General features: G+C 72.2%; 25 protein-coding genes. 8 read left to right on the top strand and 17 right to left on the bottom strand.

Annotation, left to right across the window (positions count from 1 at the left end):
• Positions 1-32 precede the first annotated feature (32 nt).
• The 4 genes from K4B79_RS02995 to K4B79_RS03010 form a co-directional block, all read right to left on the bottom strand.
• A complete protein-coding gene (locus K4B79_RS02995) occupies positions 33-1160 on the bottom strand; it encodes an aminopeptidase P family protein (protein WP_232024610.1) in 1128 nt (375 codons plus the stop codon).
• Between the two features lie 107 nt (positions 1161-1267).
• Positions 1268-1891, bottom strand: a complete 624-nt coding sequence (locus K4B79_RS03000) for a LysE family translocator (RefSeq protein ID WP_232024611.1) — start codon at positions 1889-1891, stop codon at positions 1268-1270.
• Between the two features lie 61 nt (positions 1892-1952).
• Entirely contained in the window at positions 1953-2561 is a 609-nt protein-coding gene (locus K4B79_RS03005) for a PDZ domain-containing protein (protein WP_232024612.1), read from the bottom strand.
• 160 nt (positions 2562-2721) lie between these two features.
• Positions 2722-3588, bottom strand: coding sequence for a LysR family transcriptional regulator (locus K4B79_RS03010; RefSeq protein WP_232024613.1), 867 nt, complete (start codon positions 3586-3588; stop codon positions 2722-2724).
• A gap of 99 nt (positions 3589-3687) precedes the next feature.
• Between K4B79_RS03010 and K4B79_RS03015 the strand changes: the two genes are divergently transcribed.
• Complete coding sequence (locus K4B79_RS03015) at positions 3688-4440, top strand: CTP synthase C-terminal region-related (seleno)protein (RefSeq protein WP_232024614.1); 753 nt, start codon at positions 3688-3690, stop codon at positions 4438-4440.
• Here K4B79_RS03015 and cyc2 read toward each other — a convergent pair.
• A complete protein-coding gene (gene cyc2, locus K4B79_RS03020; RefSeq protein WP_232024615.1) occupies positions 4410-6569 on the bottom strand; it encodes a germacradienol/geosmin synthase Cyc2 in 2160 nt (719 codons plus the stop codon). The genes K4B79_RS03015 and cyc2 overlap by 31 nt on opposite strands.
• 169 nt (positions 6570-6738) lie before the next feature.
• On the opposite strand from cyc2, the gene K4B79_RS03025 reads away from it, so the two are divergent.
• On the top strand, positions 6739-8019 hold the full coding sequence (locus K4B79_RS03025) for an endonuclease/exonuclease/phosphatase family protein (RefSeq protein WP_232024616.1): 1281 nt from the start codon (positions 6739-6741) through the stop codon (positions 8017-8019).
• Here K4B79_RS03025 and K4B79_RS03030 read toward each other — a convergent pair.
• The 7 genes from K4B79_RS03030 to K4B79_RS03060 form a co-directional block, all read right to left on the bottom strand.
• Positions 8007-8762: an ABC transporter ATP-binding protein gene (locus K4B79_RS03030; protein ID WP_232024753.1), complete on the bottom strand. Its 756-nt coding sequence runs from the start codon at positions 8760-8762 to the stop codon at positions 8007-8009. The genes K4B79_RS03025 and K4B79_RS03030 overlap by 13 nt on opposite strands.
• Positions 8763-8797: 35 nt before the next feature.
• Positions 8798-9805 (bottom strand): ABC transporter permease, encoded by a 1008-nt coding sequence (locus K4B79_RS03035; protein WP_232024617.1) that lies wholly within the window; start codon positions 9803-9805, stop codon positions 8798-8800.
• Positions 9802-10596 (bottom strand): ABC transporter permease, encoded by a 795-nt coding sequence (locus K4B79_RS03040; RefSeq protein ID WP_232024618.1) that lies wholly within the window; start codon positions 10594-10596, stop codon positions 9802-9804. The genes K4B79_RS03035 and K4B79_RS03040 overlap by 4 nt, the downstream gene beginning before the upstream one ends.
• 22 nt (positions 10597-10618) lie before the next feature.
• Positions 10619-11590: an ABC transporter substrate-binding protein gene (locus K4B79_RS03045; RefSeq protein ID WP_232024619.1), complete on the bottom strand. Its 972-nt coding sequence runs from the start codon at positions 11588-11590 to the stop codon at positions 10619-10621.
• Between the two features lie 60 nt (positions 11591-11650).
• A complete protein-coding gene (locus K4B79_RS03050) occupies positions 11651-12820 on the bottom strand; it encodes a damage-control phosphatase ARMT1 family protein (RefSeq protein ID WP_232024620.1) in 1170 nt (389 codons plus the stop codon).
• 114 nt (positions 12821-12934) lie between these two features.
• On the bottom strand, positions 12935-13582 hold the full coding sequence (locus K4B79_RS03055) for a ScbR family autoregulator-binding transcription factor (protein ID WP_232024621.1): 648 nt from the start codon (positions 13580-13582) through the stop codon (positions 12935-12937).
• Between the two features lie 67 nt (positions 13583-13649).
• Positions 13650-14519, bottom strand: coding sequence for a ScbA/BarX family gamma-butyrolactone biosynthesis protein (locus K4B79_RS03060; protein ID WP_308280370.1), 870 nt, complete (start codon positions 14517-14519; stop codon positions 13650-13652).
• Between the two features lie 215 nt (positions 14520-14734).
• On the opposite strand from K4B79_RS03060, the gene K4B79_RS03065 reads away from it, so the two are divergent.
• Both K4B79_RS03065 and K4B79_RS03070 read left to right on the top strand, forming a co-directional pair.
• Positions 14735-15376, top strand: coding sequence for a ScbR family autoregulator-binding transcription factor (locus K4B79_RS03065; RefSeq protein ID WP_232024623.1), 642 nt, complete (start codon positions 14735-14737; stop codon positions 15374-15376).
• Positions 15373-16224 carry an SDR family oxidoreductase gene (locus K4B79_RS03070; RefSeq protein ID WP_232024624.1) on the top strand — a complete coding sequence of 284 codons (852 nt, stop codon included), beginning with the start codon at positions 15373-15375 and terminating at the stop codon, positions 16222-16224. The genes K4B79_RS03065 and K4B79_RS03070 overlap by 4 nt, the downstream gene beginning before the upstream one ends.
• Before the next feature lie 156 nt (positions 16225-16380).
• On the opposite strand, the gene K4B79_RS03075 is transcribed toward K4B79_RS03070, so the two are convergent.
• Entirely contained in the window at positions 16381-18180 is a 1800-nt protein-coding gene (locus K4B79_RS03075; RefSeq protein WP_232024625.1) for a S8 family peptidase, read from the bottom strand.
• A 367-nt stretch (positions 18181-18547) separates the two neighbouring features.
• Here K4B79_RS03075 and K4B79_RS03080 point away from each other — a divergent pair, with 367 nt between their 5' ends.
• Positions 18548-19507, top strand: a complete 960-nt coding sequence (locus tag K4B79_RS03080) for a lytic polysaccharide monooxygenase (protein ID WP_232024626.1) — start codon at positions 18548-18550, stop codon at positions 19505-19507.
• Between the two features lie 18 nt (positions 19508-19525).
• Here K4B79_RS03080 and K4B79_RS03085 read toward each other — a convergent pair whose 3' ends face one another.
• On the bottom strand, positions 19526-20176 hold the full coding sequence (locus K4B79_RS03085) for a Tat pathway signal sequence domain protein (protein ID WP_232024627.1): 651 nt from the start codon (positions 20174-20176) through the stop codon (positions 19526-19528).
• 702 nt (positions 20177-20878) lie between these two features.
• Between K4B79_RS03085 and K4B79_RS03090 the strand changes: the two genes are divergently transcribed.
• A complete protein-coding gene (locus K4B79_RS03090; protein ID WP_374208408.1) occupies positions 20879-21580 on the top strand; it encodes a DUF6230 family protein in 702 nt (233 codons plus the stop codon).
• Positions 21580-22056 carry a DUF6114 domain-containing protein gene (locus tag K4B79_RS03095; protein ID WP_232024628.1) on the top strand — a complete coding sequence of 159 codons (477 nt, stop codon included), beginning with the start codon at positions 21580-21582 and terminating at the stop codon, positions 22054-22056. Before K4B79_RS03090 ends, K4B79_RS03095 begins: the two co-directional genes overlap by 1 nt.
• 9 nt (positions 22057-22065) lie before the next feature.
• Here K4B79_RS03095 and tatA read toward each other — a convergent pair whose 3' ends face one another.
• On the bottom strand, positions 22066-22320 hold the full coding sequence (gene tatA / locus K4B79_RS03100) for a Sec-independent protein translocase subunit TatA (protein ID WP_232024629.1): 255 nt from the start codon (positions 22318-22320) through the stop codon (positions 22066-22068).
• Positions 22321-22403: 83 nt separating this feature from the next.
• Between tatA and K4B79_RS03105 the strand changes: the two genes are divergently transcribed.
• Positions 22404-23927 (top strand): LCP family protein, encoded by a 1524-nt coding sequence (locus tag K4B79_RS03105; protein WP_232024630.1) that lies wholly within the window; start codon positions 22404-22406, stop codon positions 23925-23927.
• On the opposite strand, the gene K4B79_RS03110 is transcribed toward K4B79_RS03105, so the two are convergent.
• Complete coding sequence (locus K4B79_RS03110) at positions 23918-26386, bottom strand: HAD-IC family P-type ATPase (RefSeq protein ID WP_232024631.1); 2469 nt, start codon at positions 26384-26386, stop codon at positions 23918-23920. The two genes, K4B79_RS03105 and K4B79_RS03110, sit on opposite strands and share 10 nt — an antisense overlap.
• Positions 26376-26714 carry an ArsR/SmtB family transcription factor gene (locus tag K4B79_RS03115; RefSeq protein ID WP_232024632.1) on the bottom strand — a complete coding sequence of 113 codons (339 nt, stop codon included), beginning with the start codon at positions 26712-26714 and terminating at the stop codon, positions 26376-26378. Before K4B79_RS03115 ends, K4B79_RS03110 begins: the two co-directional genes overlap by 11 nt.
• Between the last annotated feature and the right edge of the window lie 206 nt (positions 26715-26920).

Consider the following 26920-nt stretch of genomic DNA (forward strand, 5'->3'; position numbering starts at 1 on the left):
CGCTCGAAGGGAGGAGGGGGCTCCGGAGGCGGTCAGTCCACTATGACCATCTCGCGGGACGTGTCGTTGAGGCGGCGGCCACCGTCCTCGGTGACGGTGACGATGTCCTCGATCCGTACCCCGAAACGGCCCGGCAAATAAATACCCGGCTCCACGGAGAAGCACATGCCGGGCACGAGGGGCTGTTCCTCGCCCTCCACCATGTAGGGCGGCTCGTGGGTGGTGACGCCGATGCCGTGCCCGGTGCGGTGGATGAAGTACTCGCCGTAGCCGGCGTCGGCGATGACCGCGCGGGCCGCCCGATCCACCTCCTGGCAGGACACGCCGGGCCGGACGGCCCGGAATCCGGCCTCCTGGGCCTCGCGGACCACGGCGTGGACCCTGCGCTCCTCGTCGGTGGGCTCGCCCACGTGGACGGTGCGGGAGGTGTCGGAGCCGTAGCCGTCCTTGAGGCCGCCGAAGTCCAGGACGACCATGTCGCCGGGCTGGATGACCCGGTCGCCGACCTCGTGGTGCGGGTTGGCGCCATTGGGCCCTGAGGCGACGATCGTGAAGTCGACGGTCGCGTGGCCGTGCCGGCGCAGCAGCCGAGCGAGTTCCGCGGCGATCTCGGACTCCCTGCGGCCGGTGAAGGCCACGTTCCGGATCTCCTCGAACGTCGCGTCCGCGGCCGCTCCCGCCGCCGCCAGCAGCTCCAGCTCGGCGGCGTCCTTGACGGCACGCAGCATCGGTAGGGCCTCGGTGAGGGAGGCGTAGGTGGTGCCGGGCAGCGTCCTCTGCAGGCCCAGCAGGTGCAGGGACCAGGTGTTGTCGCTGATGCCGAAACGGCCCGCGCCGTCGAGGAGGGCGGCGGTGGCGGCGTAGGGGTCCTTGCCGTCGGTCCAGTCGCGCAGGGTGAGGGCGGGCGCGCCGGTGGCCTTCGCGGCGTCCGGGGCCTCCAGGGTGGGCACGACGAGGACAGGGTCGCGGTCGGGGGCGAGGACCAGCAGGGTGAGCCGTTCGGTGGTCGCGGTGGGCGCGTAGCCGGTGAGCCACACCAGGTCCGGTCCCGGGGCCACCAGGAGCCCGGCGAGCCCGGCGTCGGCGGCGGCGCGCGCCGCACGCTCCATACGGGCCCGGTAGTCGTCGGCGGTGAAGGGCGCGCGCGTGCTGCCGGTCATCCGGGCCTCCCTGAGCGGGTGAAAGGACTACGGGCAGCATCCTGCCCGGACGGCGTGGGCGGCGCGAGCCGGTCGGCGGGTGTTTCGGGCGAGCGGCCGGCCACGGATCAGCTCTCCAGTGCCATGCGGACGCCGAGGAGCAGCAGCACGCCCCCGGAGACCTGTTCCAGGCGCCGGCGCACTCCCGCGCGGGACAGTACGGACTTCAGACGGCCCACGAACCACACGTACAGTCCGTAGTAGCCGACCTCGTAGACCGCCCAGAGTGCGGCGAGTCCCACCATGGCCGGCAGGTGCGGTGCGCCTCGCGGGACGAACTGCGGGAGGAAGGACAGGGCGAAGACGGCCGCCTTCGGGTTGGCGAGGTTGAGCAGCAGTCCGGCGCGGTAGGCGGACCAGCCGGTCTTCCCGGAGCTCTCCCAGCCGCCCTCTGCCGCCTCTCCTCGGGAACGGCGCGCCTGGCGCAGGGCCTGGACGCCGAAGACGACGAGCACGACGGCACCGGCGATCCGCATGACGTCGTAGGCGATCTCGGAGGCCGTCAGCAGTGCGGTCAGGCCGAGTGCGGCGGCGACGCCCCAGACGAAGACGCCGGTCTCGTTGCCGAGGACGGTCAGGAAGCCGGAGCGTCTGCTGTGCAGCGACTGCTTGATGATCAGTACGGTGCTCGGTCCGGGGGAGGCGGCGATGAGCGTGCAGGCCCCGAGGAAGGCGATGAGGGTACTCGGCATGGGCCCATCGTGGCGTGCCCGGCCGGAACCGGACCAGTGGTTTTGCGGCGGGTGCGGCTGGTCACGTGACGATTCCGGGTACCGCCGCCAACTGCTGGTAGCCACCGCCTCGGTGACGCACCGTCAGGACGATCTGCTTGCCGGGGCGGGCCTCGGCCACGGCGTGCGCGAGGTCGGCCGCGGAGTCGATACGGGTGCGGCCGAACGCGAGGAGTACGTCGCCCCTGACCAGCCCCGCCGAGTAGCCCGGGCCGGGCACGTGCACGCCGACGACCTGGGCGCCCGCCTTCTCGGCGTCCACGACCTCCAGGCCGAGGGTCGCCCGCGCGCGTGCGGACGCGGGACCAGCGGGCGGCCCCGAAGGGCCGGAGTCCGCCGGAACAGACGGGCTCCCCTGCGCACCCGGCACCCCCGGTGCCCCCTGCCCGGCCTGCCCGGCCTGTCGCTGGAGCTCGGCGAGCCTGCTCATGCCGATCACCGTGGCGCCGATGGTGCCGAGGCCGACCCCGGACAGGACCAGGACCGTCCCGACGGACAGGGCGAACAGCACGGCCCGCAGACGTCGGCCCCGCCGCCGGGCGGCGTGCGGACGCCGGACGGGGGTGGGTCCGGTGCCACCGCCGGGGTCCTGACCTGGCATCGGCTTGGGGCGCAACGCGGTCTGTTCCATGGATCGCCTCCGGCTGGTGCGGATCGCTTCCGGCGGATGTGGATCGATCCCGGCTGATGCTCTACCCGGTGCGCCGGCGCACCACGAGCCACGAACGAGTGAGACTGACCGGTGGTCAGGGACGGGAAGTCATAGCCGTCATGGCAGGTGAGGGCACCTCTCACCCGCCGTCGGCCAGCGCGCTCACGAGGGCCGCCGCCCCTCCTGCGGGCGTGCCCGCGTACACCAGTTCGGTCCGGTGGACGACCCTCGGCTCGGTGACCGGGACCGCGACCGCGCCCGGCACGCCGGTGGCCGCCGACCGGGGCAGCAGGGTGAGGCCGTGGCCCGCGGCGGACAGGGTGGTCAGGGTGCGGACGTCGGTGCCCTCGTAGCGCAGGGCGGGACGGAATCCGTGGCCGCCGTTCGCCGCGCGGAGCCGGGTCAGCGGCAGTCCGGCGTCGGGCGCGTCCAGCCAGCGCGCGTCGGCGAGGTCGCCCAGGCGCAGCCCGGCGCGCCGGGACAGGGGGTGGTCGTCGGGGAGCAGGACGCACACGGGTTCCTCGGCCACGCCGCGTGCGGTGAGCGGGGCCACGTCGGGCAGGCGCAGCGGGTCGCTGGGGGCGACCAGTCCGTCCACCAGGCCGATCTGGACGGCGCCGGTGGCGACGGCCGCCGGGATCTCCTCCCGGGGCAGCACCCGTACCGTCGCGCCCACGGCCGGGAGGGCGGCCAGGGCGCGCGGCCCGAGGGCCGTGGGCGAGGCGGCGAGCGTCAGCCCCGGCTCGGGCGCGGCGGCCATCCGTACGACGTCCGCGCGGGCCGCGTCCAGGCGCAGCAGCAGCGGGCCCGCGTGTTCGAGGAGCCGCTCGCCGGCCGCCGTGGGGGCGACGGGGCGGCGGGTGAGCAGGGGTGCGCCCAGGTCCTGTTCGAGTGCGGCGATGTGCTGGGAGACGGCCGACTGGGTGTAGCCGAGGTGGCGCGCGGCCTCGGAGAAGGAGGCGAGGCGGGTGACGGCCAGGTAGGTGCGCAGGAGGTGCGGGTCCATGCGCGCCAGCATCGCACCGGCGGTCGCATCAGTTCTGCTGATGGACAGTGCAGACATCATCGTTGGACGCGATCCGGGGCCCGCGCCCAGGATGAGGCCATGACGAATCCCGCGGCACCGACCGCCCGTACGGCCCGGCTCGCCCTGGTCGGCGACCGCTCCCCCGAGGTCGCCTCCCACACGCGCGTCCCGCTCCTGCTCGACGCCCTCGCCGAACGCGACCGGCTCGTCCTCGACGCGTACTGGATCCCGTCCGAGGAGGCCGGCGACGAGGACGCGGTCCGGGGGTTCGACGCGGTGTGGGTGCTGCCGGGCAGCCCGTACCGCAGCGAGGCCGGGGTGCTCGCCGCGATCCGCACCGCGCGCGTGGCGGGCATCCCGTTCCTGGGCACGTGCGGCGGGTTCCAGCACGCGCTTCTGGAGTACGCCCGTCACGTGTGCGGGCTCACGCGGGTGGCGCACGCCGAGAACGACCCCGGCGCCGAGGACCCGCTCATCGAACCGCTGGCCTGTTCACTGGTGGGCCACGAGAGCGTCGTCCTGATCGAACCGGGCTCGCTCGCCCAGTCCGTCATCGGCTCGGAACGCACGGTCGAGCGCTACTTCTGCGCCTACGGCCCCTCCCGTCACCTCGACACCCTGCGCACCCATGGGCTGCGCTTCTCCGGGCACGACGAGGACGGCAACGTGCGCGTCGCCGAACTCCCCGGCCACCCCTTCTTCCTGGCCACGCTCTTCCAGCCCGAGCTCTCCGGCGACGGCGCCCGCCCGCACCCGGTCGTACGGGCGATGGCGCGGGCGGCGGTCGAGCACGCGGCGGGTCAGCCGGTCACGGGCACGGCGGGCGCCTGATCCGGGAGGAAGCCGTGGGTGCGCCGGGCGAGGTAGTCGGCCTTGTAACGGTCCACCTCCTGGTGCCAGTTGAGGATGCCGGCGAGCCAGTTGCGCAGGTCGTCGACGTAGTCGCGCATGATGGCGCGGGCTTCCTCGGAGAGGTCGAAGTCGTCGTGGACGACGGGCAGTTCGTGCGCGACGACGTGCTCGAACTGCCGCATCCGCTGGGTCATGAGGTCGTGGACGACACCCAGGGCGGTCGGGTAGTCGACGCCGAAGAAGTTCTGTACGACGAGGATCGCGTTGTGGATCTCGCCCTCGTACTCGATCTCCTTCTGATACGAGAAGACGTCGTTGAGCAGGCACGCGTAGTCGACGGCGGCGTTCTCCAGGGAGCGCACGGGCCCGCTGCGGTAGACCTCGGGTGGGACGGCGGGGCCGTGGCCCATGCGGCACAGGCTCAGGGTGAGGTCGGAGCCGAAGGTGGCGCGGCGCATCTCCAGGTAGTCGACGGGGTCCGGGATGCGGTTCTGGAGCTGGTTGGACAGCTCCCACACCCAGCTCTCCGTCATCACATCGACCGCGTCCTTGAGGGTCTGCCGCTGGTCGGGGGTCATCGGCGCCGTGGTGAGGGCCCACAGGTCGACGAGTCCGCGCTCCATGCCGTTGAGGGGGACGAGGGTCTGCTCGCCGTCCACGGGCATGCAGGCGGACAGGCGTTGGGTGGTGAGGCGGGCGGCGGCCAGGTCGCGGCGGTGGCCGAAGACGAGGGGGTAGTAGTCGTCGCCGTAGGTGCCCCAGGCGAGCCATCGCGAACTGAGGTCCAGGGCGTCGGGAGTGGCGTCCGGGTCGAGGCCGGCCGAGCAGAGCGGAAGGTCGTAGGCGGCGAGTTTGTCCTCGTCCCAGACGCCCTCCTGGAGCATGCCCATGCGGTGCGTCCACTCGGTGAGGCGGGTGCGGGCGCCGTCCAGATGCGGGCTGAGCTCGACCTGGAAGGGCATGTGGAAGTCGGGCAGCAGGGAGGGGCCGACCTTCTGGTACGGCACGTGGGTGTAGGCGCGCAGCCGTTCGGCGCCGGCCGAGGCGAGCAGGGCGCCGACGTCGGCGGCGGAGGTGCCGGGGCCGGTGAGGCCCTGCCAGGGCTGGGTGGAGCGGGCGCGCGCGTTCATGTACCGGCTCGACTTCATGTGCCACTCGTGGCCGCCGGACTGCCAGTCCTGCAGGCCCCGGGTGTACGCGGCGACGGCGGTGACCTCGGCCGGGGTGAGCCCCTCGGCCAGGGCCAGGGCGGGCACCTCGGTGAGGGCGGTGTGCTCGAACTGGTGCAGGCGTGAGGTGAGGACGTCGTTGACGGTGTCGGCGGCCTCCTGGGTGGTGCAGTCGAAGAAGGTCTCCAGGACGAGCACGCCGTTGCTGTTCTCGCCCTCGTCCTCGACCTCGCGCTGGTAGGAGAAGAGGTCGTTGCGCAGGTGGACGGCGTCGGAGAAGGTCTCCATCAGCACCCTGAGCGGCCTGGATCCGGCCACGGCGGCGGGGACCTCGGAGGTCGCGTACTCCACGAGCCCGGCCGACCAGGGGGCGCCGCCCACCTTGCGGCGCATCTCGATGTACTCGACGGGGTTGGCGATCCGCCCCTCGTTGATGTTGGAGAGCTCCCACAGGGACTCGTTGAGCAGGTGCTCGGTGGCGACGGCGAAGCGGCGGCGCCAGTCGGCGGACATGGCCGGCACCGTGCGCGTCCACAGGTCGGCCAGGCCCGCCTCCACCGGGTTCTGCGGCTCGGGCATCGCGGTGGCGAGGTCCATGGGCATGAACAGCGGCAGCCGGTCCAGATAGGCCTTGCCGCCGGCGCGGTCCTGGGTGCGCTTGAACATCTCCAGGAAGTGGTCGTCGAAGAAGAAGACCCACACGTACCAGTCGGTGATCAGGGAGAGCGCCGGGCCGTCGCAGTCGGGATGGGTGTAGGCGCAGAGCAGGCCGTAGTCGTGCGCGTCGAGGTCGGACTGCTCCCAGACCCCGGATCCCTCCAGCATGCCCATCTCGCGCGCCCACGCGGTCGAATGGGCGCGCGCCTCGTCGACATGAGGGTTCAGCCGCGCGGGGTACGGCATGTAGAAGTGCGGGAGTTCGAAGGGCTGCTGCGTCATGGCCGGGGCCCTACCCACGGCTCCGGGAGGGCATCCGGAGGCGAAGACATGATCACACCATCGTGTGAATCGGACGTGAATCCGGGAGTTCTCGACGGGCCTTGTGGCGTTCATCTCTACGCGCGCAGACTGCGGGAGTTCACGAGCCCTTTCCCGACCGGGAGTTCCGATGAACCACACCTCTCGAACGACGGACCACACCGCCGGACCGCTGTCGCGCCGTGCCACGCTCGCCGCGTTCGCCGGGGCGGCCCTGGCCGGCGCCTCGGCGCTGCCCGCCGCCGCACAGCCCGCGCCGGCGACGGGCCGTCGCACGGTGCGCTTCGCCACGTTCAACGCCTCCCTGAACCGCGGCACCGAGGGCGCCCTCGTCACCGACCTGTCCACCCCGGACAACGCGCAGGCGCGCAACGCCGCCGAGACCATCCAGCGCGTCGACCCGGACGTGCTCCTGGTCAACGAGTTCGACCACGACGACCGGAGCACCGCCGCGGCCCTGTTCCAGCGCAACTACCTCTCCGTCGGACAGAGCGGCGCCCGGCCGATCCGCTTCCCGTACCGCTTCACCGCTCCGGTGAACACGGGCGTCGCCTCCGGCGTGGACCTGGACGGGCGCAACGGCGCGGTGACGACGCCGGGTTCGGACGCCTACGGCCAGGACGCCTTCGGGTACGGCCTCTTCCCGGGGCAGTACGGCATGCTCGTGCTCTCCAAGTACCCGATCGACACCCGCGCGGTGCGCACCTTCCAGCGCTTCCTGTGGAAGGACATGCCGGAGAACGTCATGCCGGAGGGCTACTACAGCGCCGAGGCCCGGGCGATCCTGCGGCTGTCCTCGAAGAGCCACTGGGACGTGCCCGTGCGCCTCGGGCACGCCGCCCGCGACACCGTCCACTTCCTCGTCTCGCACCCGACCCCGCCCACCTTCGACGGCCCCGAGGACCGCAACGGCCGGCGCAACCACGACGAGATCCGGCTGTGGGCCGACTACATCTCCGGGCGTCGGCGCAGCGCCTATCTCTACGACGACCAGGGCGTCCGGGGCGGGCTGCGGCCGGGCGCGCGGTTCGTGATCGCGGGCGACCTGAACGCCGACCCGTTCGACGGCGACAGCTACGACCACGCCGTACGGCAGTTGCTGGACCACCCGGCGGTGCGGTTGCCGCGGACCGCGCCCTCCAGCGCGGGCGGTGTGGAGGCGGCGCGGGTGCAGGGCGGGGCGAACGCCGCGCACCGGGGGAACCCGGCGTACGACACGGCCGACTTCGGTGACGGCGCTCCCGGGAATCTGCGCGTCGACCACGTCATCCCCTCCCGGGGGCTGATACCGCGCGCGAACGGCGTCTTCTGGCCCACGTCCGACGACCCGCTGTACCGGTTGGTGGGCAACGGCACGACCGTTCCGACCTCGGACCACCGGCTGGTGTGGCAGGACGTTCAGGTGGTCTGACCGCGCACCGCCCGGCCCACCCGCGCCCGCAGCGCCACGAACTCGGGCAGTCCCCTGGTGGCGATCTGGTCGCGGGTGCCGGGCAGGTCGACGGGCAGGTCGAGGACGATCCGGGCGGCCGGGGCCGCGGAGAGGGCCACCACGCGGTCACCGACGTAGACGCTCTCGTCGATGTCGTGGGTGACGAACACGATGGTCGTGTCGTCGGTGTGGTGGACCTCCAGGAGGAGGTCCTCCAGGTCCTCGCGGGTCTGGGCGTCGAGGGAGCCGAAGGGTTCGTCCATGAGCAGGAGGGTGGGGCGGCAGACCAGGGCGCGGGCGATGGCGACGCGCTGCTGCATGCCGCCGGAGAGCTGCCAGGGGTGGCGCCGTGCGGTGCCGGTCAGGCCGACGCGCTCCAGGATGCGGTCCGCCTCGGCCCGCCGTTCGGCCCGGCCGAGGCCCTGGCGGCGCAGCGGGAGTGCCACGTTGTCGCGGACCGTGAGCCACGGCAGGAGGGAGCGGCCGTAGTCCTGGAAGACGACGGCGAGCCGGTCGGGGACGCCCGTGACCGGGGTGCCGTCGATCTCGACGGTGCCCTCCCGGGTGGGCAGCAGACCGGCGATCGTGCGCAGCAGGGTGGACTTGCCGCAACCCGACGGGCCGACCACGCACAGGAGTTGGCCGGCGGGGACGGTCAGCGTGAGGTCGTGCAGGACCTGGTGGTCGCCGTAGTGCTGGCCCACCGCGGAGAGCCGGAGCATGTGACGCGTGGTCCGTCCTGCCGTGCTCATGGTGCTCATAGGGCCTTCCCCCTGCCGATCAGCCGTTTCTCGACGGCCAGCAGGCCGGTGTTGAGGAGGTGTCCGAGGGCGCCGAGCAGGACCAGCGCCGCCCATACGGTCAGCAGGTCGGAGCGGGTCTGGGCGTCGGTGAGCGTGAAGCCGATGCCGTTCTCGGTGCCCGGCAGCAGTTCCGAGAACACCATGAGGATGAGCGAGAGCGAAAGGCTCAGGCGCAGTCCCGCGAAGATCCGGGGCAGCGCCGAGGGCAGGACCACGAACCACAGGCGTTCGGCGGTGTTCAGGCGCAGCACGGCCGCGACGTCGAGCCGCAGCGGATCGGTGTTGCGGGCGCCCGCCGCGGTGTTGATCAGCACCGGCCAGACGGCGCTGAAGACGATCGACGCGATCTGCATGGGCGTACCGAAGGAGAAGATCACCACGAAGACGGGGACCAGGGCGGGCGGCGGGACGGCGCGGGCGAACTGGAGGACCGGGTTGCACAGCGCGTACGCCCGACGGGAGCGGCCGACCGCGAGACCGAGGACGATCCCGGCGACGGCCGCGACGGCGAACCCGGCGGCCATCCGGCCGAGGCTGGGCAGGATGTCGTCCACGGCGGCCGAGGTGAGGAAGGCGTGCCGGGCGGGCCCGGAGAACCACAGGTCGTACGCGTGGCGCGCGATACGGCCGGGTGGCGGGAAGTAGACGCTGCCGTGGGCGCGGGCGACCGCCTCCCAGACACCGACCGCGAGGACGAGCACCGACCAGCGCAGGAGGACGTGGTGGGCGACGGTGCCGAAGCGATCTTGACGGGGGCTAGGTGCGGTGTTCTTGGCGCGGCGGCTCTTGATGCGGGTGCTCTTGATGCGGGTGCTCTTGGTACGGGTGCTCTTGATGCGGCTGCTCCTGGTGCGGTTGCCCTGTGTGCCGCTGCCCTGCGTGTCGCCGCCGCCGTGTGTGCCGCCGCCCCGGGGCGCGGCCGTTCCGGGTCGGCCGACGGGCGTGCCCGGCTCCCCGCTCATCCCCGTGCCCCCTGCTCGGCGGCGGCCCGCTGCTCCGGTGTCCAGGGGAAGAGCCGGCGTTCCGCGCCCACCAGCACGCCGTTGATGACCAGGCCCAGCGTGCCCGCCCAGACCACGCCGGCGAGGACGTCCCGGTTGCCGTCCGTGGCCAGGCCCGCCTGGGCGATGAAGATGCCGAGGCCCTCGCCGAAGCCGGCGAGGATCTCGGTGGCCACGGCCAGGATGAGCGCGACGGCCGCCGAGATCCGGATACCGGCGGCGATGAAGGGGGCGGTGCCGGGCAGCTCCACCCGCAGCAGCACCGCGAGGCGTCCGAAGCCGAAGGCGCGCAGGGTCTCCTTGGCCAGCGGATCGGTCTCACCGAGGCCGTAGACGGTGTTGAACAGGATCGGCCACACGCAGGCGTAGGTGATCAGCGCGACCTCGGTCTCGGTGCCGGAGCCGAGGAGCAGGGAGACCAGGGGGATCAGGGCGACGGAGGGCAGCGGCCGCAGGAACTCCACGATCGCGCGGGTGGCGGCGTCGACGACGGGCACGCTGCCCAGCAGCAGTCCGAGCGGCACGGCGACGGCGCAGGCGAGCGCGAGTCCCAGGAACCAGGCGCGCAGGGTGGCGCCGATCCCGTCGAGGAAGACCGGGTCGCCCGCCAACTCCACGGCACGGGCGAGCACTTCGGAGGCCGGCGGGAGATGGTTGCGGCGCACGAGCCCGGCCCGGCTGACCGCCTCGCAGACACCGAAGGCGAGGAGCACGCCGAGCAGCCCGAGCCACAGCTCCTGACGCCCCCTCAAACGCCGTGGCATCGGGGCCCTCTCACTTCACCAGCAGCGTCGCCGGATCGAGCGGCTTCTTCACCATCCGCCGCTTCTCCATGAGATCGGCGAGCCGGGTGATCTGCCCGCCGTCCATGACCGGCGGAAACACCGGCAGGTCGAGCGACTTCGCCTGGTCGGCGGTCACCTTGGTGTACGTCGGCAGGATGTCCCGTACGACCGACGGGTCGTCCTCGGCGATCTTCACGGCGGCCCGGATCGCCCGCTGGAAGGCCGTCAGGGTCTCGGCGTTGTCCGCGGCGAACGTCCGTGTCGTGATGTATCCGCTGAGGGGGATGGACTCGACGGGCGCGGACGAGCCGTCCACGAGCACCCGCGCACCCAACTCGTCCTGGATGGCGCTGTCGTAGGGCTCGACGACGTGCACGGCGTCGACCTGGCCCTTGTCCAGGGCGGCGCCCATCTGCGGGAAGGGGATCTGCCGGTAGACGGGCTCGCCGGCGCCCCGCTTCTCCAGGATCTCGTTGAAGGTCAGCGTCTGGACGTTGTTCAGGACGTTGACGGCGACCTTCCTGCCCGCGAGGTCGGCGACGCTCTTGATGTCCGAGTCCTTCGGCACCAGGACGTCCATCATGCGCGGCGCGGCCCGGATCGCCTCGGCGACGATACGGATGTCGAGGGTGCCCTGGTCGTGCGCCTGGAAGTAGGTCACGTAGTTGGCGCTGGCGACCATGTCGATCTGGCCCTTGGACAGGGCCGGCAGCGCCTGGAGGCTCTGCTGGATCTGCTGGACGCGGACGTCCAGCCCTTCCTTCTCGAACAGCCCCCGGTCCTGGGCGAGGTAGAGCATCGCGGAGTCGACCAGGGGCAGCGCGGCCACGGTGACCGTCTTCCGTCCGCCGCCCGGGGACGAGGAGTCCCCGTCGTCACCGCAGGACGCGAGCGCCAGTGTCAGGGCGACCGCGAGGGCCGCCGCCTTTGCCTTGCCGGAACACCATGGACGTAACGCCATGGGCGCATGATGACGGCTGACTTGTCATGATCACCACACCCAGACCGGCCGAATCACGGCTCACCTCACCTGGATCAGCGCGTGCGTGCCGCTGGTGCGCCAGCGCTGCCCCTCCGCGGCGACCAGGGCGGACTCCGTGTCCGCGGCGAGTCCGGCGATCACGTCGGACTTCAGGGTGCGCAGAGCCGCGACCGGACCCGGGAAGTGGGCGGTGACCTCCGCGAACGGCGTGGTCGGGGGCCAGCGGCGGTCGCCGACCAGGCGCCGGTAGTTGAGGTCGCCCTTGACGACGGTCAGGGTGGCCGCGGCGAGCTCCGCGCGGAAGTCGTCGGGCAGATCGGCGTAGGGCAGCGGGGCGCAGGAGAACGGGTGGGCGCGGACCGTGAGACTGCCGTCGGCCATGGCGGACCACAGGCGGCGCCCGTACCCGGCGGCCTCACCCGGCGCGTCCGTCAGCCGGCGCAGCGCGTCGACCACGTCGGCGGTGGTGGCGTCGGAGACGTAGTAGGGGTACGGCTTCACGTGCAGGACCGCTCGCCGGACGTGCCCCTGGGTGAGCAGATGGGCGATCAGGAGCAGGTCGGGGATCAGTTCGCGGCCCGCGTTGTCGGCGATCAGGCACAGCGTGTCCGCGCCTGTGAGCAGCCGCAGGAGGGTGTCGCCGTCGTCGGCGACCAGGCCGGGGACGGCCGCCCGGGCCTCGGCGTCGGCGTCGGAGAGCCGGAAGCCGAGGTCGGCGCGGTTGCCCCACAGCGAGCCGTGCAGCAGGGCCGCGGTCCGTTCGGCCACCGGACGGTCCGCGAGGTCGTCGAGCGCGGCGAGTTCCTCGTCCGTCTCCCGGGAGCGCAGCTCGGCGAGCTTGGAGGGGCGGAAGGGGTCGATGCCCTGCCAGGAGCCGGGGCCGAAGTAGCCGACGGCGTCGAGGAGTCGGCGGTAGAAGTGGCTCTCCGACCACAGCCACGGCACGTCGAACCAGGACCGTCCGACGTACGCGTCCATGCCCCAGGCCGCCCAGCGGTCCCGGTCGGCCGCGTCGGCGGGGAGCGGCTCGATCACGCCCTTGGCGCAGCTCTCCACCAGCGCGTCCAGGGCGCGATGCTGCTCGGGGCCGTAGGGGAACGCCTCCCGCACCTGGCGGACGATGGCGGGGTGCCGTTCGGCGAGCACGCCGTGGGGGAAGGAGCCGGGTTCGTTGCCGAGGATCACGGGTGCGGGCGGGGTGTCGGGCATGCGACTCACCGTATCGCGCGGGTCACTTCGTACAGAGCGGGTCACTTCGCCCTCGTGCGTGTCACAGCGGCCGCATGCGCGTCGCGATGCCCTGTCCGACCGAACCCGCCCCTGTCACATCACCCTGATCTCCCGTTCCAACTGCGTGACCAGCGTCAGGTAGCGGGCCCGGCGCGGCACCGGGACCAGGCCCCTGATCATGAGCTGCCACATCTCGGCCAGCCGGCGCGGCTGTCGGGTGACGGGTTCGACGGAGCGGCCCACCACACGGGTGCCGACGAAGAAGCAGACGAGGGAGTGGGCGGCGGCCTCGACGTCGGTGTCCGGGTGCAGGTCGGACTCCTTGAGCGCGCCCAGGAACCGGCGGGAGGCGATGTCCAGCCACTCGGTGAAGGGGTCGCGCAGCGGCGGCCGTACCTCCACTCCCCCGGTGGCCAGGCGCAGCCCGGCCCGGGGGATCGGGTCCTCCACGGACAGCCGCGCCAGGCCGAAGGTGATGCGCACCAGCGCTTCGAGGGAGGAGCAGCCCCGGGCGTCCGTGTCACTCGCCAGGCGGCGCGAGGCGCGCGACTGCAGCTCCATGATCGCGTGCGCCAGGTCCTCCTTGGCGGCGAAGTGGAAGTACAGGGCGCCCTTGGTCACTTGGGCGTGTTCGACGATGTCGCTCAGGCTGGTCGATTCGTAGCCGTGCCGGTCGAACAGATCGGCGGCGGCCGTGATGATGGTCGCGCGGGTCTGTTCGGCGCGTAACTGCCTCGGCATCGACGGGACACTCCTGCGGGAAAGAACGGGTCATGCCGTTTGTTTCTGGCTCTCGGTCCACGATAACTCACCATGCCCCGGTACCGACCACGCACGCGAAGACCGCCGAATCCCCTTGCGTTCCCACCACTTCGACATCACCGGCGGAACCCTCCGATGCCTGTAACCAGACGGGTTCGTCCAGTTCGGCGTAGCGATCGAAGGTGATGCGGAAGGACACCGGTGCACGGGTTCCGCGGGTCGCCACGCGCACCGCCTGGCGGGCGGCCTCCAGTAACAGCATCCCGGGGATGTGGTCGAGAGGGTGGTCGAAGAAAACGGGATGCGCGGTATCTACTCGCAGTTGCCAGCGGTCCGGACGGTCGGTCCGGGCCAGGACGACGTCCGTGGCCAGCGCCCGGCCGACCGCCGCGGGCGGTAACGGGGGCGGCAGCGGCAGGGCGGACACCGTGGCGGCCGTACGACCGCCCCGCAGCCGCCGGTAGACGGGCTCGCCCGCGCAGGTGAAGGTGACGCTCGACGCCGTCGCGACGCGTTCGCCGCCGCGCAGGACGTCCGCGGTGTAGCGGGCGCCCACGGTGCGGCGGCCCCGGTACTGCACGTCCACGAAGGCGACCTCGACGGTCACCTCTGCGGGGACCGCTCCCACCGCCAAGTACTGCGGAAACGTGCTCACTTCGAACTCCTGGAGCACGAAGTGGTGGTCGAGCGGCACGTCGTACTCGGTGTGCGCTATCAGCGTCCCGCTCTGCCGCACGGTCTCCACGACGAGCAGCGGGTCGTAGGCGGACCGGTCCGCCGACACGTGTAAGCCGTGGGCACGAGGCCATTGCGCGGTGACGGAGAACCGGTCGGGCGCGGTCCGCGTCCAACCGGTGAGGAAGGTCTCCGCGACGGCCGCGCGGTGGACGAGTTGACGGGGAACGGTCGCCGTCATGGACGGGGTCTCGGCAAGTTGCCGCGGTTGAGGCATGTCTCTCCCTACGGTCCCCCGAATGGCACGGCGGACGGTGAAAAGTCCGCTTCGGTGAGCGTTAGAGTACGAGCCGACCGGTTTGTTTTCAATGAGATCAGTCGGCGGCGCCCTATGATCGGGGTCACTGCGGCACACGATCGCCGGCTGATTCAACCCGGCGCAGTGGAGGGGCTCTTATGGCACGACAGGAGCGCGCCATCAGGACGCGCAGAGCGATCCTGGAAGCGGCGGGCGCGGTCTTCGACGAGCACGGATACACCTCCACCACCATCGCCATGGTGCTGGAGCGGGCCGAAGTCACCAAGGGCGCGCTGTACTTCCACTTCCCCTCCAAGGAGTCGTTGGCCCAGGCGGTGCTGGACGAGCAGGTGCCGTTCGGGGCGGTTCCTGAACAGCCCTGCAAGCTGCAGGAGATCATCGACATGACGTTCGTGGTGGCGCAGCGGCTGCTGACCGACCCGCTGCTGCGCGGGAGTGTGCGGCTGACGGTGGACCAGGCGACGCCGCCCGGGGTGGACCACACCGGGCCCTTCGTGAAGTGGGCGGAGCGGCTGATGGTGCTCATGGACCAGGCCGCCGCGCAGGGCGAGTTGCTGCCCACGGTGAGTTCCCGCGACACGGTGGAGCTGTTGGTGGGGGGCTTCGCGGGCATCCAGCTGATGTCGCGGGCGCTGACCAACCGGGGTGATCTCGCCCACCGGATCTCCGTCCTGTGGTCGCACATCCTGCCCAGCATCGCGGTGCCGGGGCTGCTGCTCGGCCTGGACAGCAGGGCCGACCGCGGTCTCCGCGTCCTCTCCGCGGTCCCCGTCCCGTGATCCTGGTGACCGGCGCCACCGGCACCGTCGGCCGGCTGGTGACCGAGCGGCTGTCCGGCACCGGTCCGGTGCGCCTGTTCACCCGTGATCCCCGCCGCGTCACGTCCACGGGTCCCGATGTCGAGGTCGCGGGAGGGGACTTCGATGATCCCGGCGGTCTGCGCGCCGCGCTGGTCGGCGTTCGGTCCGCACTGCTCGTCACCACGAACCCGTTGGCGCCCGCCCAGGACCGGAACTTCGTGACGGCCGCCCGTGCGGCGAGGGTCGGCCATGTGGTGAAGCTGTCGGCCCAGGCGGTGGCCGACACCGGCGCCGACGATCTGATCACCCGGTGGCAGCGCGACAACGAGGAGCTCCTGCGGGCGTCAGGCCTTGCCTGGACCTTTCTGCGCCCCCGTGCCTTCATGTCCAACACCCTGGGCTGGGCCCGCTCCGTCCGCGAGGAGGGGGTCGTCCGGGCGCCCGACGGCGCCTCGCGCAACGCCAGTGTCGATCCGCGGGACATCGCCGACGTGGCGGTACGGGTCCTGGCGGATCCGGCGGCACATGCGGGGCGGGCGTACCCGCTCACCGGGCCCGCCGCTCTGAGTGCCGTACAACAGACCGACATGCTCGGGGAGTTGCTGGGGCGTCCGCTGGAGTTCGTCGAGCTGACTCGGGAGGAGACGTTGTCCGGGCTGCTGGCGCGTTATCCGGAGCCCCTGGCGCACGCTCTGATGGAGAGCGCCGCCCGCGGACGGCAGGGGGCGAAGACGGGGGTCGATCCGACCGTTCCCGATCTGCTCGGCCGGCCCGCGCGCGGCTACCGTGCCTGGGCGCGCGATCACCTCGCGGCCTTCCGCGCCTGACGCTCGTACGGCGTACGGCGTACGGCGTACGGCGGACGGCGTACGGCGTACGGCGGACGGCGGACGGCGGACGGCGGACGGCGGACGGCGGGCCGGCCGATGCCCATCCGCATCGACCGGCCCGCCCGTTCGGGGGCACCGCCTGGGAAGGCTGCCTCAGAAGGTCAGCTTCCAGCTGTTGAGCGTGCCCGTGTCCTGCGCGGCGGTGTCCTGGACGCGCAGCTTCCAGGTGCCGTTGGCCGTCTCGGAGGAGGCGTCCACGGTGTAGGTGGTGGAGACGTTGTCCGCGGAGTCCGAGGTGCTCGCGGCCTTCAGGCGGTAGGCCGTGCCGTCCGGGGCCACCAGGTCGACGACCAGGTCACCGCGGAAGGTGTGGGTGATGTCGACGCCGACCTGGAGGGCGGCGGGGGCGTTGCCGGTACGGCCGCTGACGGCGATCGAGGACTCGACGGCCGAGCCGTTGTCCGGGACGGCGACCGCGGTGCCGCTGGTGAAGGTCGTGCCCGTGGTCGTACCGCCCTTGACCGCGGTGACGGTCTTCGCGGCGTCCGCCAGGCCCGCGCCGCAGCCGCCGGAGCAGGCGCCGGGCAGGGCACGGGCGTTGCTCTTGATGGCGGTCTCGATCTGCGCCGGGGTCAGCGCGGAGTTGGCCGACTTCATCAGCGCGACCAGGCCCGCGATGTGCGGGGTGGCCATGCTGGTGCCCTGGTAGTAGGCGTACGACTCCGAAGTGGGCGTCTTGGTACCGGAGTTGAGCGTGGACAGGATGCCGTTGGCGGTGCCGGTGCTGGTCTGGCCGCCGGGCGCCGAGATGTCCACGAGGGAGCCGTAGTTGGAGTAGGACGCCTTGGCGCCGGTGCGGCTGGTCGCGGCGACCGAGATGACGTTGTTGCAGTTGCCCGGGTTGTGGTTCGCGACGTTGTCGTTGTCGTTGCCCGCCGCGACGACGACGGTGGTACCGCGGTTCACGGCGCCGTTGATGGCGCTCTGGGTGGCGGAGGAGCAGGCCCCGTCACCACCGAGGCTCATGTTGATGACCTTGGCGACGTTGGTGTTGGCGGGCACGCCGGAGACGGTGCCGCCGGACGCCCAGGTGATGGCGTCGATGATGTCGGAGTCGTAGCCGCCGCACTTGCCGAGCACGCGCACCGGGGAGATCTTCGCGCCGTACGCGATGCCCGCGACGCCCTTGCTGTTGTTGGTCACCGCGGCGATGGTGCCGGCCACGTGGGTGCCGTGCCAGGAGGACGTGGAGGCCGGGACACCGGCGGCGCACTCGTTGGCGTTGTACCAGTCGCCCGGGTCGGCCGGGTTGCTGTCGCGGCCGTTGCCGTCGACGGAGACCGCGGTGTCGGCGATGAAGTCGTAGCCGCCGACGATGTTCGCGGCGAGGTCGCTGTGGGCGACGTAGCCGGTGTCGATGACGGCGACGGTGACGCCGGTGCCGGTGGTGGTGTTCCAGGCGCCGGGCACGTTCATGCCGGCGGTGGCCTCGAAGAGGTCCCACTGCTTGGCGTACTCGGTGTCGTTCGGGTCGGCCTGCGGCTGGTTCAGGCGGTCCGGGACGACGTAGGCGACCTGCGGGTCGGCCTTGAACTCGGCGACGACGTCGGCGACCTCGGCGGTGCTCGGGTTCGCGCCCAGGTCGACGAGGGCGGCTCCGGTGCCCAGGCGGCGCTGGAAGTCGACGTCCTCGCCGGTCTCCTTGCCCTTGGCGGCGGCGTCGGCCTCGGCGGCCGTGTTGGACCTGGCCTCGGCGGCGCCGGACTTGTAGCCGACGATGAGGCGCTCGGCCGGGGTGCCGGGCGCGGACTGGGCGAGCGCGGCCGGGACCGCGGCGGCCTCGGAGGCGGGCTCCTGGGCCACGGCGACCGTGGTGGTGGCGGCCGTGAGCAGAGCGGCGGAGACCGCGGCGACGGATATCAGCTTCCGTCTGGAGGAGTCAGGGGTGCGCAAGGGGGTGCCTTTCGTGGCCGCACTCCGGGCAGCGCGGAGTGGCGATCGATTCGCTTCGTCGATGAAGCGGCGGGGGGTGCATCGAGGAGCGCGCGGAGCCGGCCAAACGCGGTGCGACCCGTCCGGGGTTACCTGTGGGTCAGCAGTGCTGGAACGATAGGCAAAGAGATGGTCATCGGGATACAGGGGAAACCCTTGATCCGACCGGAAAACGACCCTCTACGCAGGCCGCTTGACCGGGATGGGGCGATTTCGTTCCGGCTCGGGGCGCCGTGAACGCTCCGGGCCGGTTTCCCGTACGTCAGGGGAGCACACCGCTCACCACGGGAAGCGGACCGTTCCCGTGCCGCCCGAGGAGACGTTCCGGATGCTCCGGATGACCGCACACCGCACCGCCGCCCTGGTGACGGCCGCCGCGAGCCCGCTGCTGCTGGGCCTGTGGGCGGCTGCACCGGCCCAGGCGCACGGCGCGCCGACGGATCCGGTCAGCCGGGTCTACGGCTGCTCCCCCGACGGCGGCGACGCGTCCGGTTCCGCCGCGTGCCGGGCGGCCGTCGCCGCGAACGGGTCGCCCTTCACCGCCTGGGACAACCTCCGTGTCGCGAACGTGAACGGGCGGGACCGGCAGACCATCCCCGACGGGGAGCTGTGCAGCGGCGGGCTGCCCGCCTACAAGGGGCTCGACCTGCCCCGCTCCGACTGGCCGTCGACCCGCCTGGATCCGGGCTCCACACTGACCATGCGGTACGTCTCGACGATCCCGCACACCGGCACGTTCAAGCTCTTCCTCACCAGGCCGGGCTACGACCCGACGAAACCGCTGACCTGGGCCGATCTGCCCGAGAAGCCCTTCGCCGAGGTGACGGACCCGGCGCTCACCAACGGCGCGTACCGGATCAGGGCGACGCTGCCGTCCGACCGTACGGGGCGGCAGGTGCTGTACACGATCTGGCAGAACAGCAGTACGCCGGACACCTATTACTCGTGCTCGGACGTGGTGTTCCCGGCGGCGAAGAGCGCGGCGGGCACCGGCGGTCCGGCCGGGAGCGGGAAACCGGCGAGCACCGGCCCCTCCCCCACGCGGCCCGCGGCGAAGACTCCGGTACGGAAGAGCCCGTCGCCGACGGCCGACCCCTCGCCCACCCCGCGCGCCGGGGCCGGCGCGCACGCCGACACCCACGCGGGCGCCGCTCCGTCCGGCACTCCGGTCGCCTCCTCGGGCGGCTCGGACTCCGGCCCGTCCGCGCCCATGGTGGCGGGCGGCGCCGCCGCGGTGCTGGTGCTCACCGGGGGCGCCGCCCTGGCGCTCCGTCTGCGCCGACGCTGAACCACCGCGTCACAGGGGTCAGTTCACGTGGACGACCTCACCGGCGGAGGTGGTCACGGGGCCGTACTTCGCGGTCCAGAAACCGTTGGCGGGGCACAGCGCCGAGCCGGAGGAGCGGGTGAAGGCCTGGTTGGCGAAGGCGATGCTGTTGTCGGCGTTGTCGGCCGTGCCGGTGAGGCTCGGCGCCTGGTAGACGCAGTTGACGCTGCCCAGCAGGGTGCGCAGCACGACGGTGGTCTGGATGGTGGTACCGCCCGCCGGGGTCACGGTGACGGTGCCGTCGGAGGACACGGATGTGGTGTACGGGAGGGCGTTGACCGTGATGCTGGTGACGCCGAGGACACCGACGTTGTTCGAGGTGCAGTTGCTGAAGGTCTGGCCGGTGAGCGACTCGGTGGCCGTGCCGGGCGCGGCCGGGTTGTCGGTGACGCCGGCGGTGAACTGCGAGGACGAGCAGGTGATGCCGCTGGTCCCGGTGGCGCTGGAGTAGAGGGTCGCGGTGGTGCCGGTGGCCAGGGAGGCGGTGAGGGTCTCGCCGACCGCCACGGCCGTTCCGCCGGGACCGCCGGTGGTCAGGACGTTGTCGTCGGCCGCCGACGCGGGAGAGACGGCGGTGAGCGAGAGGGCCGCGACGGTACCGGCGAGGGCGATGAGGGAACGCTTGCGCATGCGGGTGTGCCTCATTTCTGGGGTGGGGGTGCGGAATTTCTGGGTGGGGGTGCGGAACTTCCGGAGTGGGGGCGCGGATGATCCCCGTGAGGGATGTGCCGCCGACCCCCGTGGGAGATGTGCCGCTGACTCCCGTGAGGGATGTGCCGTTGCCGGCCGTGACGCCTTCTCCGTACGTGACGGACCGACAACGGCAGCCGGCCGGTGACCGGCCGAAGGCCCATGGGGGAGGGTCTCCGGCCGGGCCGGGCGGGAAGGGCTGCCCGGCACGGCCTCAGGGGGAAGCGACCGTGCGGGTGCCTGGAGGGTCGGGCTCGGGCCGTGACGTACCCGTGGGTCGGGCAGTGACGTACCCGTACTGGACAGAGCGTCCGGGAGACGGCTGGATCCGGCGCCACGGATCCGGGGGAAGCCAGGGAGAGTTGTAAGCCTGAGTGTCTGTCAACGTCAAGGTGTCGCGCGGGAGTTGATGTGCGGAGCGGGAGCTCTGCGGTCACCGGGGAAGAGCCCGCGACACAGGCGGCACACAATCGACACTCTTTTCCCACAACATGCTTGACCCTCGAATGTAACCACCGGTAACTTCCTCGACGGCTACTGGTGCGTAACGAGAAAGCCCTTGCAGCCACCGGGAGTTGCGAGGGGACGTACGCCACAGTTCCGCTGTCCGCGCCAGGGCAACGTGCCGCCGAAGCAAGAGCAATGACTATTGCCCAACGGGAGCAGAACATGGCCGAGAACCGGGAAAGCGGTTCCACCCCCGAAGTGTCCGAGACGGCATCCGACGTGTCCGGGACAGCAGAGGAGCCGGCGAGACGCGGACGGGTCCGGGCCCGCCGGGCCGCGATCATGGCGGTGCCCGCCACCCTGGTCGCCGCGGGGCTCGCGGTACTGACCGCCGAGGGGGCGCTGGGTGTGCAGTTCGCCATCTCCGGCATGCCCTTCACGGTCACCGCGACCGAGCTCAACGGCACCGGGTTCGAGCAGTTCGGCGGCCTCGACCAGATGGCGGAGGGCAGCCCGAACGCGGGGGACACCGGCGGCCAGGTGCTGGTCGTCACGTCCGCGATCAAGAACGCCACCCTCACCAAGCTGTGCCAGAGCGTCGACCTCGGCGGCACCAACCTGCTGATCACCGCGGGCAGCGGGGCCGAGAAGGTGTCCGCCAGCGACCTGACCACGGACTCCACCGAGCTGTCCGGTGACGCGGCGTTCAACAACATCGAGATCGGCAACGACGCCAGCACGCTCACCAAGGCCGGCGTGAAGGGCCCGATCGGCGTCTTCAGCCAGCAGGCCGACACCGTGCGCATCGCCAACCTGCGGCAGACCAACTACGCGACGACGGCCGGGGTGTTCAAGCTCCCGGGTCTGAAGCTCAGCTTCAGCAGCAAGGGCTGCTGATGTCGGGGCGGCCACGGCAGGGCACGGGGTCCGCCTTCCGGCGCTGGCGGGCCGCCCGGCCGTTCTGGGGCGGGCTGCTGCTCGCCCTGGGCGGCGCGGAGATCCTGCTCACCCAGAAGGCGTCGCTCAAGGTCGTCCTGCACATCGGCATGCAGGGCCTGGCCGGCTATCTCCTGCCGGTCCTGCTGGTGGTGCTCGGACTGCTGATCCTGTTCAACCCGGCGCAGCGGCTGTTCTACTCGATCACCGCCGTCCTGCTGTCCCTGGGCACCTGGGTCACCTCGAACATGGGCGGCTTCTTCATCGGTCTGCTACTGGGGGTGGTGGGCAGCTGCCTCACCTTCGGCTGGCTGCCCGACCAGGAGCCGCGCGTCAGCAGGCGCAAGCGCCGGAAGGCGGCGCGGGAGGCCGGGGCGGCACCATCGCAGCCGCAGTCACAGCCACAGTCGCTTCCGCCGACCGCCGAGCCGGCCTGAGCATCCGCGTCACCGCACCGCGGAGGGCGGTTGCGCCGGCGTCGGCACGGACCCCGACGGGTCGAGGTCGCCCGTCGGTTTCGAGGGCGCGGAGCCCACCGGCTCCGCGCCCTCCTCCTTCATCGCCTTCGCCTCGCTCTTGAGGATGCGCATCGACCTGCCGAGGGCCCGCGCCGTGTCGGGAAGCTTCTTCGAGCCGAACAGCACGATGACGACGATCCCCACGATCAGCAGGTGCCAGGGTTCCAGTCCGTTGCGGAGCATGACCGCCCCCTCACTTTCTCTTGGCCGACAGTTGCTACATTGCGCAACTGTACAACCCGGGGTGAGACGGCCAGAGGGCACCGATGACAGTGACCAGCAATCGCAGGGCAGCACCGCCGAGGCACCGCGGCGGTGGTGGCGTTGGCGGCGAGCGACGCCGGCGCAGGAGGCGTCGCGGCAAAGGGCGGCTCGTGCTGGCGATCCTCGTCTCCCTGCTGGTGCTGGTGGCCGCCGGAGCCGGCTGGCTCTATCTGAAGCTGGACGGCAACATCACGACCTTCGACTCGGGCGGCCTGTCCGACAACCGTCCCGCGGACGACTCCAAGGGCGAGAACGTCCTGGTCATCGGCTCCGACGCGCGCACCGACGGCAACGCCGCGCTCGGCGGCGGCGACAAGGACGACATCGGCCGCTCGGACACCACGTTCCTGCTGCACGTCTACGCCGACCGGCGCCACGCCCTGGCCGTCTCCATCCCTCGCGACACCCTGGTCACCGTCCCGCCCTGCAGACTTCCCGACGGCGGCTGGACGAAGGCGCAGCCGGACACGATGTTCAACGCGGCCTTCTCGGTCGGCCAGACCGACAAGGGCAATCCGGCCTGCACCCAGAACACCGTCGAGCAGCTCACCGGGCTGCGCGTCGACCACACCGTGGTGGTCGACTTCAAGGGCTTCGCGGCGCTCACCGAGGTGGTGGGCGGGGTGAAGGTGTGCCTGCCCGAGGACGTGTACGAGAACGACCTGAACCCCCACCGCACCACGCCCGGCAGGCTGCTGTTCAAGAAGGGCGAGCAGACCGTCTCCGGGCAGCGGGCCCTGGACTACGTCCGCATCCGGCACGGCATCGGCGACGGCTCCGACATCGGCCGTATCAAACGCCAACAGGCTTTCGTGGCAAGCCTGTTGAAGGAGGTGAAGAGCAGGGGGCTGACCCCGACCAAGCTGCTGCCGCTCGCCGAGGCGGCCACCAGGTCGCTCACGGTGGACCCGGGTCTGGGCTCCGCCGACAAACTCATCTCGTTCGCGATGTCCCTGAAGGACATCGACCTGCACAACACCAAGTTCGTGACGGTGCCCTGGCGGTACGAGGGTTCCCGCGTCGCGATCGTCCAGCCGGACGCCGACGCGCTGTGGGCGACGCTGAAGGCTGACCACACGATCGACGGCAAGAACGCGGGCGGCAAGAAGAGCACCGCCGGGCCCTCCCCTTCCCCCACTCCCGCGCCCGTCTCCGGCGAGGGCATCGACGTCGCCGTCTACAACGGCACCACCGTCCCGGGCCTGGCCGCCCGCGGCGCCGCCGCGCTCACCGCGGACGGCTTCACGGTCACCGGTACGGCGACGGCGTCCACGCAGGACCACGCCACCACCGTCGTGGAGTACGGCCCCGGGCTGCGGTCGCAGGCGGAGACCGTCGCCCAGGCCTTCCCCGGCGCGGGCCTGGAGCCCGTGACCGGGTCCGGCGTCAACGTCGTACTGGGCCAGTCGTACGCGGCCTCGCCCGGCGCGAGCGCCTCCCCTGCGCCGACGGCCGTGCCCTCGGAGGTGGCGTCCGGCGCGCGTTCCGCGGACGACAACCCCTGCTCGAACCTCACCTACGGCTGACGCCGGTCGTGCCGGTCGTGCCGGACGCGGATCGCGGTCAGGGCGAGGGCGTAGAGGGCGAGGACGACGGCGAGGAGCAGGTAGTAGGCGAGGGGCAGCGCCGTCATGCCGAGGGCGCCGCCGAGCGGGCTGGGCGGCAGCAGCAGCCCGGCCACCGCGAGGAGGGCGGCCGCCCGGACGACCGGCCCCGGCGCCCGGCCCTCGGCGAGGCCCCGTCCGGTGCGCAGGAGCACCATCACCAGGGCCTGGGTGAGCAGGTTCTCGGTGAACCAGGCGGAGTGGAAGACCGTACGGTCGTCCAGCGCGTCCGGGCCCCGCAGGGCGAGCGCGAGGACACCGAAGGTGGCGAGGTCGGCGACCGCGTTCAGGACGCCGAAGCCGGTGATGAACCGCAGGAAGGCCCGGGGCCGCAGCACGGCGGGGCGGCGCAGCGCGTCGGCGCCGGGACGGTCGTACGCGAAGGCGAGCTGCGCGGTGTCGAAGCAGAGGTTCTGGACGAGGACCTGCGCGGGGAGCATCGGCAGGAAGGGCAGCAGCAGTCCGGCGGCGAGCATCGCGAGGACGTTGCCGAGGTTGGAGGAGAGCGTCACGCGCAGGTAGGAGGCGATGTTGCCGCTGCTGTGCCGGCCGGTCGTGATCGCGTGCCCGATCGCGGTGAGGTCGGTGTCGTCCCGGTCGGTGAGGACGACGTCGGCGGTCTCGCGGGCCACGTCGACGGCGCCCCGGGGTGCGATGCCGACGTCGGCCGCACGCAGGGCGGGGACGTCGTTGACGCCGTCGCCGAGGAAGCCGACGGTGTGGCCGGCGGCGCGCAGCCCGGTGACGAGGCGGGCCTTGTCCTCGGGGGTGCAGCGGGCGTGGACGGCGGCGGGGTCCAGGCCGAGGTCGCGGCAGACGCGGGCGGCGGTGGCCGGGTGGTCGCCGGTGAGGACCTTCACCGTCACGCCGAGATCGGCCAGCTCGCGCAGGGCCTCGGCCGCGGTGGGGGCCGGGGCGTCCCGGAAGGTGACGAAGCCGCGGAAGGTCAGGCCGCGTTCGTCGGCGGGCGTGTACGCGCGCGTCCGGGCGGGCCGCTCGGCCGTGGCCACGGCCAGCAGCCGCAGCCCGGCCTCCGCCTCGCGCGCGGCCAGCGCCCGCAGCCGCGCGCCCTCCGCCGCGTCCGTCGCACAGCGGTCGAGTACGTCGTCCACGGCGCCCTTGACGACCAGCGTGTGCGTGCCGGGCGTGCCGCGCACGACGGCCGTGGAGATCCGCCGTACCGGGTCGAAGGGCACCGCGTCGACGCCGTCCTCCTCCTCGCCGGCCGGGCCCGCCGCCTCCAGGAGGGCCTCGTCCAGGGCGTCCGGGGACGGCAGTTCGGCGAGCTGGAGGGTCCACCAGGCGTTGACGGCGGCCCAGCGCAGGACGTCGGGATCGTCCCGGCCGGCCGTGTCGAGGGCCCGTTCGACGACCGGGCGGTCCTGGGTGAGCGTGCCGGTCTTGTCGACGCACAGCACGTCGACCGCGCCCAGGTCGTGCAGCGCGGGCAGCCGCCTGACGATCACGGCGTGGGTGCGGGCCAGCAGCGCGGCCCCGCGTGCCAGACAGGTGGTGACGATCACCGGGAGCATCTCGGGGGTCAGCCCCACGGCGACCGCGACGGCGAACGGCAGGGTCTCCAGACCGCGGCCGCGCAGCGCGGCGTTGGCCATCAGCACCAGCGGCGGCGTCAGCAGCATGAACCGGATCAGCACCCAGGAGATCCCGTGCACGGACCGGTCGAACGCGCTCGCCTCCCCGCGCCGGAGCGCGCCCTGCGCCGCGGCCAGCCGGGTCCGGGGGCCGGTGGCGAGGACCACGGCGGTGGCGCTGCCGGTGGCCACCCCGCTGCCCTGGAAGCACAGGTGGGACTCAGCGGCGGGCGTCCCCGCGTCGGCCGCCTCCTTGGCCACCGGTGCCGACTCCCCCGTGAGGGCCGCCTGGTGCACGGTCAGGCCGCGGCTGCGCAGGAGGCGTACGTCGGCGGGGACCATGTCGCCCGGACCGAGGCGGATCACGTCGCCGGGGACGAGCTCGGAGACCGGGATCTCCCGGACCGGCGCGTCCTCGTCGCCGCGTCGCAGCACGGTGGCGGTACCGGCGACGAGCTCGCGCAGGGCGGACAGGGAACGGTCGGCGCGGTGCTCGCCGCTCACCCGCAGCCCGCAGCTGACCGCGACCAGCGCGAGGATCACGGCGGCGGTGCCCCAGGAGGCGACGGCGGCCGAGACCAGTCCGAGGCAGAGCAGTACGGCGGTGAAGGGGTCGCGCAGCCCGCGCGCGACCCGGAGCGGCCAGGGGGCGGTCCGCTGTCGCGGGAGCGTGTTCTCGCCGTACTCGGTGAGCCGGGCCGCCGCCTCGGCCCCGGTCAGGCCGCGCGGGCCGCTGCCCAGGCGGCGCAGCACCTGGAGGGAGGTGCCCTCGCCGGTCTCAGAGTCCACGGAGGTGACGCGCGGGCGCGGCACGGTCGGAGAGCCGGCCCACCATCAGCCGGACCACGTCCACGACGTCCGGGTCGTCCACGAAGTAGACCTGTCGGCGGCCCTCGCGCCGAGAGCGGACCAGACCGGCGAGCTTGAGCTTGGTGAGGTGCTGGCTGACCGCGGGCAGCGCGCCGCCGACCCGCTCCGCGAGGCCGGTGACATCGCTCTCGCCCTGGGACAGCGCCCACACGATGTGCAGCCGCGCGGACGAGGCCAGCAGTCCGAAGGCCGCGGCCGCCTGGCCGAGCACGTCGGCGGAGGGGTCCTCGAAGCCACTGCCGGTCACCGTCGCCGCCCTCCTGATCCTCGCCCGTGGACCTGCGGTCCCGTATGCCCGTAAGCCCGTGATCCTGCCGGTCCCGTGATGTGAACCGGTCCAGTCTAGGCGGCCGGCCCGCCCTGCCCCGGCGCCCCGCTCCCCCTCCAGAAGAGCCCCGCGCGCGGAAAATCCCCCGGTTCACCAACGTCACGCGGTTAGAGGGAAGTTGAGCA

Source organism: Streptomyces lincolnensis, from assembly GCF_021173675.1.
Lineage (GTDB): Bacteria > Actinomycetota > Actinomycetes > Streptomycetales > Streptomycetaceae > Streptomyces > Streptomyces lincolnensis_B.